Source organism: Kitasatospora cathayae, from assembly GCF_027627435.1.
Lineage (GTDB): Bacteria > Actinomycetota > Actinomycetes > Streptomycetales > Streptomycetaceae > Kitasatospora > Kitasatospora cathayae.
Genome location: NZ_CP115450.1, coordinates 8,312,143 through 8,327,869, shown reverse-complemented (window position 1 = coordinate 8,327,869; position 15,727 = coordinate 8,312,143). Strand labels below are relative to the sequence as shown.

Genomic DNA, 15,727 nt, shown 5'->3' with positions numbered 1-15,727 from the left:
CGCCGACGACTGCCGAGGTCGCGACCCACCAGGGGACGAAAGGGGGTGAAATCGACCAGCCGGACGGCGGGTTGATCCCGACGACAGACAGGGAGAGCCACGGTCGGCGCGGAAACGGTGTGGCGAACGGCGTCGGCGGGCGCTAAGCTCCCCAGCGATGACCACCTATGTTGATCACGGATCGGAGGTCTCGTTCGCTCAAGGTGAGTGCTGATGCACACTCACACCGCGAACGGAGACGACTCCCGCCTCTCCTTCTGGCGGCGCGTACGCGAGTACGCCGTACCGCCCTTCATGATCGAAGCCGCCACCGCACGTCGACTGTCCGGCGACTGGGCCGGGGCCTGCGCCGCGGCCAATGTCGAGATCGACTTCCAGCTGCACCGCGTCACCCGCACCCACGGCCGGGAGCTCGCCGACCGACTACGGGCCGATCTGCGCTGCCTGGCACCGGAGTTGCTGCGCTGGCACCTGCCGAGGACCGCACCCGACGGGCTGCTGCGCGCCGGGCTGACCGTGCCGCTGGTCCGGTACCCGGGCGAGCGTCCGGTGCACCTGGTGGTCCGCACACCGCCCGCCTGGGCGGAGTTCGGGCAGCGGGTCAGCCTGGCACTCTGGGACGGCTCCGACGCCGGCCCCGCCCCGCATCCGCGCCCACGCCCCAGCCGCCGGTTCCGCCTCGACCTGCACCGGCACCTCTGGGACGCGAGCCGCAGTGGGGAGTTGGCGCTGCGCGCCGGACTCGGTGCGCCAAGTGACCTCCACCAGGAGGGACTTGGCGTGTCCGATCTGCGCTGTGCGGTCGACCGCTGGGCCGCCGAGGCCGACCTGCTGCTGCGCGCCGACGGACTCCCCGCGGGGTCGGTGGTGGTGCGGTTGGGGCGTCGGCGGCGGTTGCTGCTCACTCCGGACGCGCCGCCCGCCGAGGCGACCGGAGCGGTCCGCGCCCTGCCGCTGCTGCCCGACGCCGCGACCTGGGTACTGCCCGACGCCGACCTGCTGCACAGCGGGGCGATCGAGCCCGACCGGTTGCACCCGCTGGTCGCGGCCGCGCTGGTGCCTGGGCACCGAGCCGCCCGACACCCCCAACCGCCCCGGGGGCTGCGGCTGGTGGAGTGCCGCGGCGCCCGGCACCGGATCGCGGTGGTCGACGGCGTGCTGACGGCGCTCGACCACGACCCGGCCCAGCTGCGTCGCGAGGAGCTGCTGGCCGCGCTGTCCGGCACCCCGCTGCCTTGCCTGCGCGCGATCGACCAGGCGCACCGCAACCCGGCCGAACTGGCCGGTGTGCGCGAGCGGTTGAGCCACGGCGACACCGCCGGGGCGCTGGCCGTGGTGGAGGGTCTGCTCGGCCCGCAGGCGGCGCTGCGGGACGGCCCGCTGCGGGAGGAGCTCGCGGCGGCGGCGGAGCGCCGGGTCGCCTACGGCCTCTACCGGGCCGGCCTGACCGTCGACCGACGAGCCAAGACCGAACAGAGCAAGGTCTCCTACGCCCTCCATCTCGCAGAGGGCCCGATCCGCGGCACCGTCTACCCGTTCCCCCGGCCGCCTCGCCCCGCCAGCCGCTGAAAACCCCTGACTTCCGACTTCCCAAGGTGATCACCCATGCCCATGCCCATGCCCATGCCCATGCCCATGCCCATGCCCATGCCCATGCCCATGCCCATGCCCACGTCCATGCCCATGCCCATGCCCGCGCACGCCCGGCTCGACGTCGCCCGCCAACTGCTCGACCTGCTCGGCGACACCCGCACCGAACCCCGTCCCGACGACCAACTGGAGGCCCTCACCCTCGCCGTGGCCGCCGACCTGCCCGTCCTGCTCTGGGGCGAACCGGGCATCGGCAAGACCGCGGCCCTCAACCAGCTCGCCGAGGCCCTGGACCTGCCACTGACCACCGTCATCGCCAGCGTCCACGAGCCCTCCGACTTCTCCGGCCTGCCCATCGTCGGTGACGACCCGGCACAGCAGGGCGTCCCGCTGGCCCCGCCGGACTGGGCGGTGCGCCTGGTCCGGGCCGGGCGCGGGCTGCTGTTCCTGGACGAGCTGTCCACCGCGCCGCCCGCTGTCCAGGCCGCGCTGCTCCGGCTGGTCCTGGAGCGGCGCATCGGCGCGCTCCAACTGCCGCCGGGCGTACGGATCGTGGCGGCCGCCAACCCCCGTTCCTCGGCGGCCGACGGGTGGGAGCTGAGCCCGCCGCTGGCCAACCGGTTCGTCCACCTGCAGTGGGTGCACGACCACGAGGTGGTGGTGCGGGGTCTCGGCGGGGTGTGGCCGGTCGCCACCCTTCCGCGGCTCGATCCGGCGGCGCTGCCGGCGGCGGTCGCCTTCGCCCGCCGGGCGGTGTGCGAACTACTCACCGTGCGGCCGGAGTTGGTGCACCGGCTGCCGACCAGCGAGACCAAGCGCGGCGGCGCCTGGCCGTCCCCGCGCAGCTGGGACATGACCTTGCGGCTGATCGCTTTCGCCACCGCGGCCGGCTCCTCCCGGGAGGTGCTGTCGCTGCTGGTCCGGGGCACGGTCGGGGACGGTCCGGGGCTGGAGCTGATGGCGAGCATGGACCGGATGGACCTGCCGGACCCAGAGCAGCTGCTCGCGGACCCGGCGGGCGCGGTGCTGCCCGAGCGCGGGGACCTGCGCCAGGTGGTGCTGGACGGGGTGGTGGCCGCGGTGCGCAACCGGCCGGAGCGGGCGCGGTGGGACGCCGCCTGGGCGCTGCTGCTGCGGGCGCTGGAGAGCGGCGCGCCGGACGTGCTGGTCGTCCCGGCGACCACGCTGGCCTCGCTGCGCCGGGAGGACTGGGAGGTCCCGGAGGCGATCGAGCACCTCGCCTCGACGGTGGCCCTGTCCCGGCGGGCCGACCGCGCCGCCGGTCGCGTCGCCGCCCGCACCAACGTCACGGCCGGCCGATGAGCGCGGGCGCCACGCCGCCGGACACCGGCTGGAACACCCGGCCCGCCCCGACCCCGCTGGACCTCGGCAGGCGCATCCGGCCCAAGGTCGCCAGGCCCGCCCCCACCCCCGGGGACCCCGACTGGCAGGTCAAGCCGCAGGCCGGCCCGCCGGCGCTCCGCCCGCTGGACCTCGAGAAGCTCTACGCCGCCCGACTGCAGGCCGTCCGGGCCCGCCCCTATCTGGCGACCGCGTTGTTCGCCCTGCACCTGGTGGAGTCCCGGCAGGTGCCGACCATGGGCGTGGACCGCCAGTGGCGCTGCTACGCCTCGCCCGGCTTCGTCGAGCGCACCGCCGTGGAGGACCTCGCCTCGATCTGGGTGCACGAGGTGTCGCACCTGCTGCGCGACCACCACGGGCGCAGCGACCGCCTGGCCCGCGACCTCGGCCTGAGGGACCCGGCGGACCGGCTGCGGATGAACATCGCCGCCGACTGCGAGATCAACGACGACGCGTTCGGGGACGGCCTGGTCAAACCGGCGGGCGCGCTGACCCCCAGGCTCCTCGGCCTGCCGGAGGGGAAGCTGATGGAGGACTACCTCCGCGGATTCAGCTTCGACCTGCGCCGCCCGGGCCTGGCCTGGCTGGACTGCGGCGGCGGCGCCGACGGCGTGGACCGGCCGTGGGAGCTCGGCCCGGACGGCGCCCACGGGCTGACCGCCCAGGAGCGGGACGCCGTGCGCTTCCGGGTCGCCGAGGGCATCCGGGGCCGCCCCGGGAACGCCCCGGCGGGCTGGCGGCGCTGGGCCGAGGAGGTGTTCCACCCGCCGCAGCCGTGGCGGCAGCTGCTGGGTGCGGCGATGCGCTCGGCGGTGTCCGGGCCGGGCGCGGGCGGGGACTACAGCTACGGCCGCCCGGCGCGGCGCTCGGCCGGGCTGCCCGGTGTGGTGCTGCCGAGCCTGCGGCGGCGGCCGCCCCGGGTGTCGGTGGTGGTCGACACCTCGGGGTCGGTCTCGGACCGGGAGCTGGGCAGTGCGCTGCTGGAGGTGGCGGCGATCGGCCGGGCGGTCGGCGGCCGCCACGACCAGGTCACCGTGCTGTCCTGCGACGCCGCCGCCCAGTCCGTCGGCGCGCTCTGCCGGGCGGCGGGCATACCGCTGATCGGCGGCGGCGGGACGGACCTGCGGACGGGCTTCGCGGCGGCGCTGCGGACCCGACCGCAACCGGACGTCGTCGTGGTGCTGACGGACGGCCAGACGCCGTGGCCGACGGTCGCGCCGGCGTGCCGTACGGTGGTCGGTCTGTTCCGGCGGCCGAGCCGGTACGACGAGAACAACGGCGAGTACCGGCCGGATGCGCCGCCGGAGTGGGCGCGCGTGGTCACCATCGGCTGAGCCGGGCCGGTTCTGCGCCGACCGGCCGGCTCGGCCGCCGGGCATGACGGAAGGAAGCGAACCTCTTGAAGACGGATGGGCCGGAGCCGGAGCCCGACGAGCACCTGCGCTTGGCGCGCTACCGGCGGGAGTTCGCGCGGGCGGCTCCGGAGGAGGTGGCCGGGCTGGTGGCGCGGGTGCTCGCCGATCCCGATCGGGCGATGGCGAGCGGCGCGGTGTGCGAGTACCTGGACCGGCGGGCGGCGGAGTTGCTGACGGAGCCGGCCTTCCCGGCCTGGTGCCGGGAGCTGGCCCAAGCGGTTTCGGCCGACGGCTTCGCGCGGCGGCGGCTGGACGAGTGGGCGCTGCTGCGGGCGATGGAACTGGACGAGCCGTGGGAGGAACGGCAGTTGCTCGCGGCCTCGAACTGGCTCCAGTCGCAGGCTGCCGAGTCGGCCTCGGCCGGGTCGTGCTTGGGTGTCCTGGCCGCGGGCGGGCGCACCCGGCGGATCCGCACCACCGCCGCGGCCCGGCTGCGGCGGCTGCGATGAATGCGGTCGCTGCGACAACCGCGGCGGCTGCGGTAGCCAGGCGGAGGAGCCCGAAGGCCCCTCCGCCCGTTCACGGACCGCTCAGCCCACCATGGCCGCCAGCACGCTGCGCCAGTCCTCCCCCGGCTCCGGCTGCAGCGCGGCCGCCAGGGTCTCCGACCGGTAGCGCCAGGGGCGTCGCAGCTCCGGGTCGGCGTCGGCGCTCAGCTCCACCCGGCTCGCCGACCCGAGCAGCCGGATCAGCTCGGTGCCGAACTCCGCCCAGGACACGTGCCCGTTGATCGCGTTGACGATCCGGCCCGCGGCGGGACCGTCGGGCAGGGCGCAGGCGGCGAGGGCGCGGGCCAGGGCCGCGGAGTGCACCCAGGCGGCGCCGTTCCAACCGCTCCCCCCGTCGACTCCCGGTTCCGGCAGGACGATCGGCCGCCCGGCCAGGGCCGCCTGGTAGAGCTCGCCGGTGGAGCCCCAGCGGAGCTGGTCGCGCAGTCGCCGGTGCGGACCCCAGACGATCGGGGCGCGCACCACGGTGGCCGGGCCGTGGCCGGTGGCCTCGGCCGTCTCGAACAGCATCCGCTCGCAGTCCAGCTTGGCCTGCCCGTACGCGGTGACCGGCGCGCCGCTGGGGCCGCCCTCGGCGACGTCGGTGCCGGACGGCTGCCCGTACGCGTCGATGCTGCTGACGAAGACGAACGGGCCGCCGGACCAGCCGTCCAGCAGGGCCCGCATGGCGGCCACGTCGGTCTCGTGCTCGGTGAAGGTGCAGGCGGCGTGGATGACGGCGTCCACGCCCTTGACGGCGCGCTGGAGGCTGTCCGGGTCGGCCAGGTCGCCCTCGGCGATCTCGGCGCCGTGCAGGGCCGGCAGGTGGGCGGACTCCGGGCGGACCAGGACGCGCACCGGCCGCCCTTGGGCCATCAGTTCCTGCAGCACCGCGGCCCCGACCCCGCCGGTGGCGCCGGTGAGCAGCACGGTGCCGGTGCGGGGCCCGGCGGTCGGGTGACCGCCGGTGCGGGTGAGGGCGGCGGCGCGGCGTTCCTCCTCGCGGGTTGCCAGTAGGGCGGCGAGGGCGCGCGGGGTGCGGTGTTCCAGGACGTCGAGGCCGGTGAGCGGCAGCCCGACCCGGGTGCGCAGGCGTTCGGCGAGCTGGACGGCGATCAGCGAGTGGCCGCCGAGGGCGAAGAAGTCGCCGTCGGCGGGCGGGACGCTGCCGAGCAGTTCGCCGAAGGCGGTGCGGACCAGGTCGAGCGGCCCGGTCCGCTCGGCGGCAGGGACGGCCGCAGGGGCGGCGGCGCCGGGCGCGGCGACAGCGGCATCGGGCAGCCGGGCGCGGTCGACGCCGCCGTCCGCACGGCGCGGGATGCGGTCCAACAGGGTGACGGCGAGCGGAAGTTCGGCGGCCGCCGGCGAGCGCCGGAGCCGGGCGCGCAGGTCGGTGCCGCTGGGGGCGACCGGTCCGCGCACCACGGCGTAGGCGAGCGGCGGGCCGTCGCCGGTTTCGACGACGGCCGCGTCGGCCACCTCGGGGTCGGCCAACAGAGCTTCCAGCACCGGGTGTTGGGCGGAAGGCGAGACCAGGAGCTCGCCGGGCAGCTCGGAAAGCACGACGTCCGCGTCCTCGGCCACCGCCCGGAGCACCGCGGCGAAGGCCTCCACCAGCCGGGCGCCGGTCGCCCGGTCCAGCGCGGCCTGGTCGTGCTGGACCAGGCAGCGCGGCCGCGGACCGTCCTCCAGCACCAGGGAGAGGTCGAACTTGGCCAGTCCCAGGTCGAGTTCGACGTCCTCGGCGTCGAGCCCGGGCAGCGCCAGCGGTGCCGGGGCCTGGAAGAGGTCGCAGCTGACCGACGGCAGCGGGTTGCCGTCGGCGCCGCGCGCCGCCGCGCCGAGCCGCTCGACCACCAGGTCGAAGGGCACCTGGTGGTGCTGCTGCGCCTCCAGCAGGGCGCCGCGCACCAGGGCGAGCGCGTCGGCGAAGGATCCGCCGGCGGCCGGTTCCGCCCGCACTGCGAGGGTGTTGACGCCGAGGCCCACCGTGCGGCGCAGTTCGGGCCGGGCGCGCTGGCCGCTGGCGCAGCTGAGGGTGAGGTCGTCCTGGCCGGCGGCGGTGCGCAGGGTGGCGAAGGCGGCGGCGAGGACGACGGCGAACAGGGTGGCGCCGTGCCGGGCGCCGAGCTTCCGCAGGCCTTCGACCGTGGCCGGCTCGAGCGGGGCGGCGTGCAGGGCGGCGCGGCGGTCGCGGGCGCCGGGCGGGACGGGTCGCAGCAGCGGCAGCGGGCGGGCGCCGGCCAGGTGGGCGGCGCGGGCGTCGGCGGCGGCGGCGAGTTCGGCGTCGCGGGCGCGCTCCTCGCGGGCGTACTCGGTGTACGGCATCCCGGGCGGCGGGAGTTGGGGCTCGACGCCGTCGCGGGCGGCGGCGTACAGCTCGGCGAGGTCTGCGGCGAGGACGGGCAGTGAGCCGCCGTCGACGGCGATGTGATGGATCGTCAGCAGTAGGGTGTGGTCCTCGGGCCCGTGCCGCAGCAGCAGGGCGCGCAGCACCGGTCCGGTGGTGAGGTCGAACGGTCGGCCGGCCTCTTCGACGAGTTGCCCGGAGCCCGCCGCGTCCACCACCGGCAGCGGCACCGGGCCGGCCGGCTCGACGTGCTGGTAGGGCTGCTCGCCGCGGCGCGGGTAGCGGGTGCGCAGGACGGCGTGCCGTTCGGTGAGGGCGGTGAGCGCGGTGGCCAGGGCGTCCGGGTCGAGCGGCCCGCGCAGCCGGGTGGCGATCGGGACGTTGTAGAGGGCGCCGCCCTGGCCGAGCCGCTCCATCAGCCACATCCGCTGCTGGGCGTGGGAGAGCGGGGCCGGGCCGGCGTCGACGGAGGCGCAGACGGAGGCGGCGGCCGCGCGGTCCGGCGTGAGCGCGGTGCGGCGGTTGCGGGCGCGGCGCAGCAGGTCGTTCTGGTCGCTGGTCATCGCTGGGCCGCCCCCTGGGTGTCGTCGGCGGCCCGCAGGGCGCGCTCCAGTAGTTCGGCCTGCCCGGCCACGGTGGGGTGGTCGAGGAAGTCGGCGAGGGAGAGTTCGACGCCGAGGTCCTCGCGCAGGTCGTCGACGACCCACATGGCGAGCAGGGAGTGGCCGCCCTCGGCGAGGAAGTCGGCGGCCGGGTCGGTGATCGGGCGTTCCAGGGCGCGGCTCCAGGCCTCGGCGACGACCTGCTGGATCGGGGTGAGTTCGGCCTCGGCGGGGGCGTGTCCGGCGGCGGCCGGATCCGGGGCGTCGGCGAGCGCCCGCCGGTCGACCTTGCCGCTGCCGGTGACCGGCAGTGCGGCGAGGACGGTCCAGGCGGTGGGCACCAGGTGGGCGGGCAGCCGCTCGGCGAGCCGGGTGCGCAGGGTCTCGACGGCCGTCGCGGCGCCGTCGGCGAGGACGACGCAGGCGGTGAGCGCGGCGTCGGCCTGTCCGGCGCGGCGGACCACCACGGCCGCCTCGGCGACCTCGGGGAACCGCAGCAGCGCGTGCTCGACCTCGCCGGGCTCGATCCGGAAGCCGCGGACCTTGACCTGGTCGTCGGTGCGGCCGTGGAACTCCAGGACGCCGTCGGGCCGTTGGCGCACCAGGTCGCCGCTGCGGTAGGCGCGGCCCCGGCCCGGGAGGTCGCGGAAGCGCTCGGCGGTCAGCTCGGGCCGGTTGAGGTAGCCCTGGGCGAGCCGCTCGCCGCCGATCCACAGTTCGCCGACGGTGCCGGGCTCCACCGGCGCGAGGTGCTCGTCCAGGACGAGCAGGCGGGCGCCGCCGAAGGGCTGTCCGATCGGGACGGTTCCGCCCTCGCAGTCGGCGGGGGTGACCAGGTGGGTGGTGGTGAAGGTGGTGGCCTCGGTGGGCCCGTAGACGTTGTGGAGCTCCAGCCAGGGGAAGGCCCGCAGCACCGCGCCGGCGTGTTCGGGGGCGAGTGCCTCGCCGCCGACGGCCACGGTGCGCAGCACGCCGAAGATCCGGGACTGCCGGGCGGCCAGGTGGTGGAAGAGCGCGGTGGTGAGGAGCAGGACGGTGACGCCGAACCGTTCGACGTCGCGGACGAGTTCCTCGGCGCTGGGCCGGTCGGCCGGGGAGACGGCGACGGCGGCGCCGTGGGCGAGCGGGGCCCACAGTTCGAAGGTGGCGGCGTCGAAGGAGGGGGTGGCGTGCAGGAGCACCCGGTCGCGCGGGCCGACGGGGATCGCGTCGGGGGCCGTGACCAGGTCGGTGACGGCGCGGTGCGGGACGAGCACGCCCTTGGGGTGGCCGGTGGAGCCGGAGGTGTAGTAGAGCAGGGCGGGCGCGTCCGGCTCCGCGGCGTCGGGGACGGCGCCGCGGGTGGCCTCGGTGCCGCGTTCGGTCAGGACGAGGGTGTGCTCGACGGGCAGTCCGGCCTCGGCGAGCAGCGCCTTGTCGCCGAGGACGAGCCGCGCGCCGGCGTCGGCGGTCAGCTCGGCGATGCGCGGGCGCGGGTAGCCGGGGTCGAGCGGGAGGACGAGGGCGCCGGCCCGCCAGACGGCGAGCTGGGCGACGACGTGCCGGGTCGAGCGGGCGCACAGCAGCCCGACGGTGCTGCCGGGGCCGATTCCGCGTGCGGCCAGCACGGCGGCCAACCGGCCGGAGGCGTCGAGGAGTTCGCGGTAGGTGAGGTAGGTGTCGCCGTCGGTCACGGCGAGGGCGGTCGGGTGCTGCTCGGCCTGCCGGGCGATCAGGGCGGGGAGCGTGGGCGTCATGGCGGGTTCCCTTCCGGGCGCCCCGGCCGTGCGGCCGGGGCGCCGTTGTGCAGGACAGGAGGTACGGCGGGCCGTCAGGTGAGGGACGCGCTCGGCATCCGCTCCTCGATCAGTCGCGCGATCGCCCGCAGGTCGGGCTGGCGCAGCACCAGGGGGGCGCGCAGCCGCACCCCGTACTCCTCCTCCAGGGCCTCCAGCAGTCGGGCGGCGGCGAGCGAATTGCCGCCCGCGTCCAGGAAGTTGTCGGCCGGGCCGAGGTCTGCGCGGCCGATCAGCTCGCGGCAGAGCTTCAGCACGGTGCGCTCGACCGGGGTGTCCCCGTCCTCGGTCACCGCCACCGCCTCCGGGGCCGCCGGCTCGGCGGCGAGCAGCGCCGCGCGGTCCACCTTGCCGTTGGCGTCCAGCGGGTAGTGCTCGACCAGCCGCACGGTGGCGGGCACGGCCTGCTCGGGCAGCCAGGGGCGGACGGCGTCCAGCAGGCTCGTGGGTTCGGCGTCCTCCTCGGTCTGGACGAAGGCGAGCAGCCGTGCGCCGCCGGCCGCGGCCGGCTCGGCGGCGACCACGGCGCGGCGCACCCGGGGGTCGCGTTCGAAGGCGGCCTCGACCTCGGCCGGTTCGATCCGCACCCCGCTGACCTTGACCTGGTCGTCCAGGCGTCCGTGGAACTCGAGCACGCCGTCAGCGCGCATCACCACCCGGTCGCCGGTGCGGTAGACCCGGTCGACACCGTCCACGCCGGGCGGCACCTCGACGAAGCGGCGGGCGGTCAGTTCGGGGTCGAGGTATCCGGCGGCCAGGCCCCGGCCGCCGATCCGCAGTTCGCCGGCCGTCCCTCTGGGCACCGGGCGGCCCTGCTCGTCGGTGACCAGCACGACGGCCCCGGGGATCGGCAGTCCGATCGGCGGCGCGCCGTCGCCGTGGTCGCCGCCGGGGGCCATGGTGTGCACGGTGGTGACGACGGTCGCCTCGGCGGGGCCGTAGCCGTTGTGGACGGTCGCGGTGACGTCCGGCCCGGGGGCGCGGCGCAGCCGGTCGCCGCCGATGAGCAGGTGGCGCAGCGCCAGCCCGGCGGGCCAGGGCCGGGCCAGGACCGGCTCGCCCAGCGGGGTGGGCAGCACGCAGGCCGTGATGCCGGCCTCGCGCCACCAGTCGGTCAGCGCGCCGGAGTCCCAGCGCACCGCCTCGGGCGCGACGACCAGCGCGGCACCGGAGGTGAGGGTGGCCCACAGCTCCAGGACGTGCGGGTCGAAGGAGACCCCGATCAGCAGGCTGTGCCGCTCGCCGGGGCCGAGGCCGGTCAGCTCGCGGTACCACTGCAGCAGTGCGCCGAGCGCGGGTTCGGTGACGGCGACGGCCTTGGGGGTACCGGTGGAGCCGGAGGTGAGAACGGCGTAGTGGGTGCCGGCGGGCACGCTGACCTGCGTGCCGGGCATCAGGGCGGCCGGCACGCCGCCGCCGGGCAGGTCCAGCTCGAGCCGCTCTCCGCCGGGCGGCAGCACGGCGTCCTCGCCGACCAGGCAGACCGGGCGCAGCTGCTCGGCGACGGCCCGCAGCCGCTTCTCGCCGGGGCGCGGGCCGAGCGGCAGGTGTACGGCGCCGAGCTTGGCTATCGCCAGGGTGACGGCGACCAGTTCCACGGAGTGGCCGAGGCAGACGCCGACCAGGTCGCCCTCGCCGACCTTGCCGCGCAGGGCCTCGGCGACGGTGTCGGCGAGGCGGTCGAGTTCGGCGTAGCTCCGGGTGCGCTCGCCGTCGATCAGGGCGGGCGCCTGCGGGGTGCGGTGCGCCCAGCTGGTGAACAGGTCGAGGACCGCGCCGTGCCGGTGCGGACGGCCGTACCCGATGCTCAGGGATTCCATCATCGTCTCCAGATGCATGCGTAACCGTCAGTTCAGGCCCATGGCACGGGCGATGATGACCTTCTGGACCTCGGAGGTCCCCTCGATGATCGTGGTCATCCGGACGTAGCGGTACAGGAACTCCAGCGGGTGGCCGCGCACCCAGCCGGTGGCGCCGTGCACCTGGAGCGAGCGGTCCACCGCGCGGACGGCGGTCTCGGAGGCGGTGAGCTTGGCGAGCGCCGCGTTCTCGGGCGCCTCGGTGCCCTCGTCCACCAGCCGGGCGCAGGCGAGGGTGAGCAGCTTGGAGGACTCCACCTCGGCGCGGGTGGCCACCAGGTGCTCCTGGACGTGCTGGTACTCGCCGATCACCCTGCCGAAGGCGCGCCGCTCGCGGGCGTACTCGACGCCGGCCTTCAGCGCGTACTCGGCGATGCCGTTGCACATCGCGGCGACCACCAGGCGGCCGCGGGAGAGGCTGTCCATGGCGAGGGCGGTGGCCGCGGCGATGCCCTCCTCGCCGCCGATGACGGCCTCCGGGCCGACGGTGACCTGGTCGAGCAGCAGCTCGAACAGCGGCTCGCCGGACATCCCCTCGTACCGCTGGCCGATCCGCAGCCCGGGCTGGTCCATCGGCAGCACGAAGGCGGTGGCCCCGGCGGTCGGCCCGGCGCCGTCGCCGAGGTCGGTGGCGGCGACCACCAGGGCGATCCCGGCGTGTTCGGCGTTGCTGACGAAGGTCTTGCGCCCGTTCAGCACCCAGTCGTCGCCGGTGCGCACGGCGGTGGTGGTGAGGTGGAAGGCGTCCGATCCGGCCTGGGGCTCGGTGAGCGCCAGGCAGCGGGTCTGCTCGCCGCGCACCAGCGGGACGAGGTGGCGCTCGATCTGCTCGGGGGTGCCGTGCCGCAGCAGCGGGCTGGGGCCGTCGGAGCCGGCCAGCGCGTACGGGGCGAGCACGCAGCCGCTGCGTCCGGCGGCGTGGTGCAGCAGCACGACGGCGGTGAACGGCATGCCGGAGCCGCCGAGTTCCTCCGGGTAGTCGCCGGCGTAGAAGCCGAGCGCCGCGGAGCGCTTGCGGACGTAGGCCCGCAGGTCGGTCGGGACCTGGTCGGCCGTTTCGGGCAGCTCGGCGGCGAGTGGCACGAGTTCGCGGCGGATGAAGCTCTCGAAGGCGTCGACGAGTTCGCGGTGGCCGTCTTCGAAGACGGCGGAGGGGGAGCTCACTTGGCGCCTCCGGTGAGGACGCGGGCCTGGTCGGCCAGGACGGCGTGGCGGAACAGGGTGCGCAGCGGCGGGCGGCTGCCCAGGTGCGGTTCCAGGTGGGCGGCGAGCTGGGCGGCGAGCAGCGAGTGGCCGCCGACCTCGAAGAAGTGCGAGTCCGCGGTGAAGCGGTCGTGGCCGAGCACCTCGCGCCAGGCGGCGGCGATCAGCTCCTGGCCGGGGTCGGCGAAGGCGCTGGGCGCGGTCGCCGGCTCCTCCGGGCTCTCCTCGGCCAGCCGGGCGAGGGCGGCGCGGTCGGGCTTCCCGCCGGGCAGGGTGGGCATGGTGGCGACGGCCGTCCAGCCGGAGGGGACGAGTCCGCCGGGCAGCCGGCGGGCGAGCGCGGTGTGCAGGGCGGCCTGGTCGGGGCGCTCGGTGCCCTCGAGGAAGCCGAGCAGGCGGGGGCCGGTCCGCGGGTCGGTGTGCAGCACCACCGCGCAGGAGCGGCCGCCGAGTTCGGCGGAGGCGGCGGACTCGATCTCCTCCAGCTCGATCCGGTGACCGCGCAGCTTGACCTGGTTGTCGGCGCGGCCGAGGAAGCGCAGTCGGCCCTCGGTGTCGCGGTAGCCGCGGTCGCCGGTGCGGTAGACCCGCAGGCCGCCGAGTGCGGGGACGGTGGTGAAGCGCGCCGCGGTGGGCTCCGGCAACCCGACGTAGCCCTCGGCCAACAGGTCGCCGCTGACGGCGAGTTCGCCGACGCAGCCGTACGGGAGCGGGCGCAGCGTCTCGTCCAGGACGTGCAGGCGCACGCCGTCGATCTCGGTGCCGAGCGGGATCTCGCCGTCCTCGGTGACGTCGGCCGCGGTCACCTGGTGGACGGTGGAGGTGACGGTGGCCTCGGTGACGCCGTACGCGTTGAGCACGGTGGTGGCCTCGGTCAGCCCGGCGAGCGCGCGGGCGGGCAGCCGTTCGCCGCCGAGGACGAGCAGCCGCGGCGTCCAGCGGCCGTCGCGCAGTGCCTCGCGCAGGTCCTCGCGGACGGCGAGCAGGTAGCTGGTGGGCAGGTTGGCGACGGTGACGCCGCGGGCGGCGAGCACGGCGACCAGCTCCGGCCCGGTGGGCACCTCGCGCTGCGGCACCACCAGGGCGGCGCCGACCGCGAGGGCCGGCAACACCTCCTCCAGTGCCACGTCGAAGGACGGCCGGGCGAACAGCAACACCCGGTCGGCGGAGCTGAGTCGGTAGCGGTCGGCGATCGCGGCGACGTACCCGGCGAGCGCCTCGCGGCCGACCAGGACGGGCTTGGGCACGCCGGTGGAGCCGGAGGTGTGGACGATGTACGCGGCGCCGTCCAGGACGGCGGCGGGCTCGGCCTTCGGGAAGGCGGGGCCGTCCAGCAGGGCCGGGGTGACGCCCTCGGCGGGCAGCGCGAGCGCGCTCTGCCGGGTGGCGAGGACGAGCGCGGGGGCGAGCCGCTCCAGCAGCAGGCCGAGCCGGGCGGCCGGGTCCTCGGTGGACAACGGCGCGTACACGGCGCCCAGGCGCAGGCAGGCCAGCAGGGTGACCACGCTGTCGGTGCCGCGCGGCAGCACGGCGGCCACCGGCTGCCCGGCGGTGACCCCGGCGGCGCGCATCCGGTCGACCAACTCACCGACGCGGCGGTCGAGTTCGCCGTAGCTGATGCGCTCGTTGCCGGCCAGCAGGGCTAGCGCGGTCGGGTCGTGGGCGGCGGCCGGGTCGAGGCCGGCCGGGGTGGGCGTGGCGGCCGGCTCGGCCTGCGGCGCGGGGGCCAGCTCGGCGAGCACCGCCTCGGGCCGGTCGAGGTAGTGGCGCAGCAGCTCCAGCAGGCGCTCGGAGAGCAGCACGGCCTCGGTCTCGCCGAACAGGTCGGCGTCGTAGTCCCAGATCAGGGTCATCCCGGCGGCGCCGTGCTTCTCGCCGACCACCCGGCGGTCGTCGGGCAGCAGCACCAGGTCGAGGTCGAAGCGGGTGGTGCCGGTGTTGAAGCCCTCGTACAGCGAGACGTCGAGGCCGGGCGCCTGGACGTCGGGCAGCGCGGCGTCGTGGGCGCTGAACATCACGTTGAACAGCGGGTTGTCGGTGCCGCCGGTGTGCAGCCCGAGCCGGCGGGTCAGCTCCTGCACGGGCAGGTGCTGGTGGGGCAGGGCGCGCATCAGGACGTCGGTCGCCTCGTCCACGGCGTCGGTGCCGGAGGCGGCCGGGTCGAGCCGCAGGCGCAGCGGGACGGTGTTGACGAACATGCCGACGGTGCCCTCGTAGCCCTCCGGGCGGTTGCCGACGGCGGTGCCGACGGTCACCTCGCGGTGACCGCTGTGCCGGCGCAGCAGCTCGGCGAACAGGGCGAGCAGGGTGCTGAACGGGGTGTGGCCGTCGGCCTTGCTGCGCTCGCGCAGCCGCTCGGCGAGGTCGGCGCCGATCGACTGGCGCAGCTGCCCGCCGCGGTGGCGGCGCTCGACGCCCGGCCGGGCCAGCCCGGGCAGGGTGACCTCGCGCGGGGCGTCGGTCAGCTCCCTGGTCCAGAAGGCGAGGGCACGCTCACGGTCCTGCGGGTCGGCCTCGGTGCGGGCGTGCTGCTCGTACGACGGAGCAGTGGCCAGCTCGTAGGGCTGGTCGAGGACGCGGGCGCGGTAGACGGTGAACAGGTCGCGCAGGAAGATCGCGAAGGAGTGGCCGTCGTGGACGAGGTGGTGCTCGACGTGGATCAGCCGGTGGTGGTCCTCGGCGATCCGGACCAGGTGCCAGCGCAGCAGCGGGGCCCGCTCGGTGTCCAGCGGCTCCTCGGCCTCGGCGGCGAGCAGTCGGCGGAAGGCGGCCTCCCGGTCCGGCTCGGCGGTGAAGTCGCTGTGCCGCAGCACGGGTTGGCACTCCTCGGCGACCCGCTGGCCGGGCACGCCCTCCGGCCGGGCCACCAGCTCCAGCCGCAGGCCCGGGTGCTGAGCCAGGACGGCGGCGAGTCCGGTGTGCAGGGCGTCCCGGTCGAGGGTGCCCCACAGGTCGAGCACTCCGGTGAAGTTGTAGGCGCGGCTGCCCGGCTGCATCTGCTCGTGCAGCCAGACGATCTCCTGCGAGGGAGAGAGTGCGAACATGGATGATTCCCTTGTGTGGTGGGCGTGTTGGCACTGCGG

The 15,727-nt window shown here is 76.0% G+C and carries 9 protein-coding genes; 4 read left to right on the top strand and 5 right to left on the bottom strand.

The window, feature by feature from the left end; all coding sequences use genetic code 11:
* Positions 1-213 precede the first annotated feature (213 nt).
* The 4 genes from O1G21_RS37200 (at position 214) to O1G21_RS37185 (ending at position 4,816) form a co-directional block, all read left to right on the top strand.
* Positions 214-1,569: a hypothetical protein gene (locus O1G21_RS37200; RefSeq protein WP_270150049.1), complete on the top strand. Its 1,356-nt coding sequence runs from the start codon at positions 214-216 to the stop codon at positions 1,567-1,569.
* Between the two features lie 108 nt (positions 1,570-1,677).
* Positions 1,678-2,913, top strand: a complete 1,236-nt coding sequence (locus O1G21_RS37195; RefSeq protein WP_270150047.1) for an AAA family ATPase — start codon at positions 1,678-1,680, stop codon at positions 2,911-2,913.
* Positions 2,910-4,286, top strand: a complete 1,377-nt coding sequence (locus tag O1G21_RS37190; RefSeq protein WP_270150045.1) for a vWA domain-containing protein — start codon at positions 2,910-2,912, stop codon at positions 4,284-4,286. Before O1G21_RS37195 ends, O1G21_RS37190 begins: the two co-directional genes overlap by 4 nt.
* A 65-nt stretch (positions 4,287-4,351) precedes the next feature.
* Entirely contained in the window at positions 4,352-4,816 is a 465-nt protein-coding gene (locus O1G21_RS37185) for a hypothetical protein (protein ID WP_270150044.1), read from the top strand.
* Positions 4,817-4,897: 81 nt separating this feature from the next.
* On the opposite strand, the gene O1G21_RS37180 is transcribed toward O1G21_RS37185, so the two are convergent.
* The 5 genes from O1G21_RS37180 to O1G21_RS37160 form a co-directional block, all read right to left on the bottom strand.
* Entirely contained in the window at positions 4,898-7,768 is a 2,871-nt protein-coding gene (locus tag O1G21_RS37180; RefSeq protein ID WP_270150043.1) for a condensation domain-containing protein, read from the bottom strand.
* Positions 7,765-9,543, bottom strand: coding sequence for a non-ribosomal peptide synthetase (locus O1G21_RS37175; protein WP_270150041.1), 1,779 nt, complete (start codon positions 9,541-9,543; stop codon positions 7,765-7,767). Before O1G21_RS37175 ends, O1G21_RS37180 begins: the two co-directional genes overlap by 4 nt.
* Positions 9,544-9,617: 74 nt before the next feature.
* Positions 9,618-11,420: an AMP-binding protein gene (locus O1G21_RS37170; RefSeq protein WP_270150040.1), complete on the bottom strand. Its 1,803-nt coding sequence runs from the start codon at positions 11,418-11,420 to the stop codon at positions 9,618-9,620.
* A gap of 9 nt (positions 11,421-11,429) precedes the next feature.
* Entirely contained in the window at positions 11,430-12,605 is a 1,176-nt protein-coding gene (locus tag O1G21_RS37165) for an acyl-CoA dehydrogenase family protein (RefSeq protein WP_270150038.1), read from the bottom strand.
* On the bottom strand, positions 12,602-15,688 hold the full coding sequence (locus O1G21_RS37160) for a non-ribosomal peptide synthetase (protein ID WP_270150036.1): 3,087 nt from the start codon (positions 15,686-15,688) through the stop codon (positions 12,602-12,604). The genes O1G21_RS37165 and O1G21_RS37160 overlap by 4 nt, the downstream gene beginning before the upstream one ends.
* Between the last annotated feature and the right edge of the window lie 39 nt (positions 15,689-15,727).

Bases quoted from the DNA above. Each gene is read 5' to 3' on its own strand.
- O1G21_RS37180 (WP_270150043.1), bottom strand. From the start codon at position 7,768: ATGACCAGCGACCAGAACGACCTGCTGCGCCGCGCCCGCAACCGCCGC.
- O1G21_RS37170 (WP_270150040.1), bottom strand. From the start codon at position 11,420: ATGCATCTGGAGACGATGATGGAATCCCTGAGCATCGGGTACGGCCGT.
- O1G21_RS37200 (WP_270150049.1), top strand. From the start codon at position 214: ATGCACACTCACACCGCGAACGGAGACGACTCCCGCCTCTCCTTCTGG.
- O1G21_RS37175 (WP_270150041.1), bottom strand. From the start codon at position 9,543: ATGACGCCCACGCTCCCCGCCCTGATCGCCCGGCAGGCCGAGCAGCAC.
- O1G21_RS37160 (WP_270150036.1), bottom strand. From the start codon at position 15,688: ATGTTCGCACTCTCTCCCTCGCAGGAGATCGTCTGGCTGCACGAGCAG.
- O1G21_RS37195 (WP_270150047.1), top strand. From the start codon at position 1,678: ATGCCCATGCCCATGCCCGCGCACGCCCGGCTCGACGTCGCCCGCCAA.
- O1G21_RS37190 (WP_270150045.1), top strand. From the start codon at position 2,910: ATGAGCGCGGGCGCCACGCCGCCGGACACCGGCTGGAACACCCGGCCC.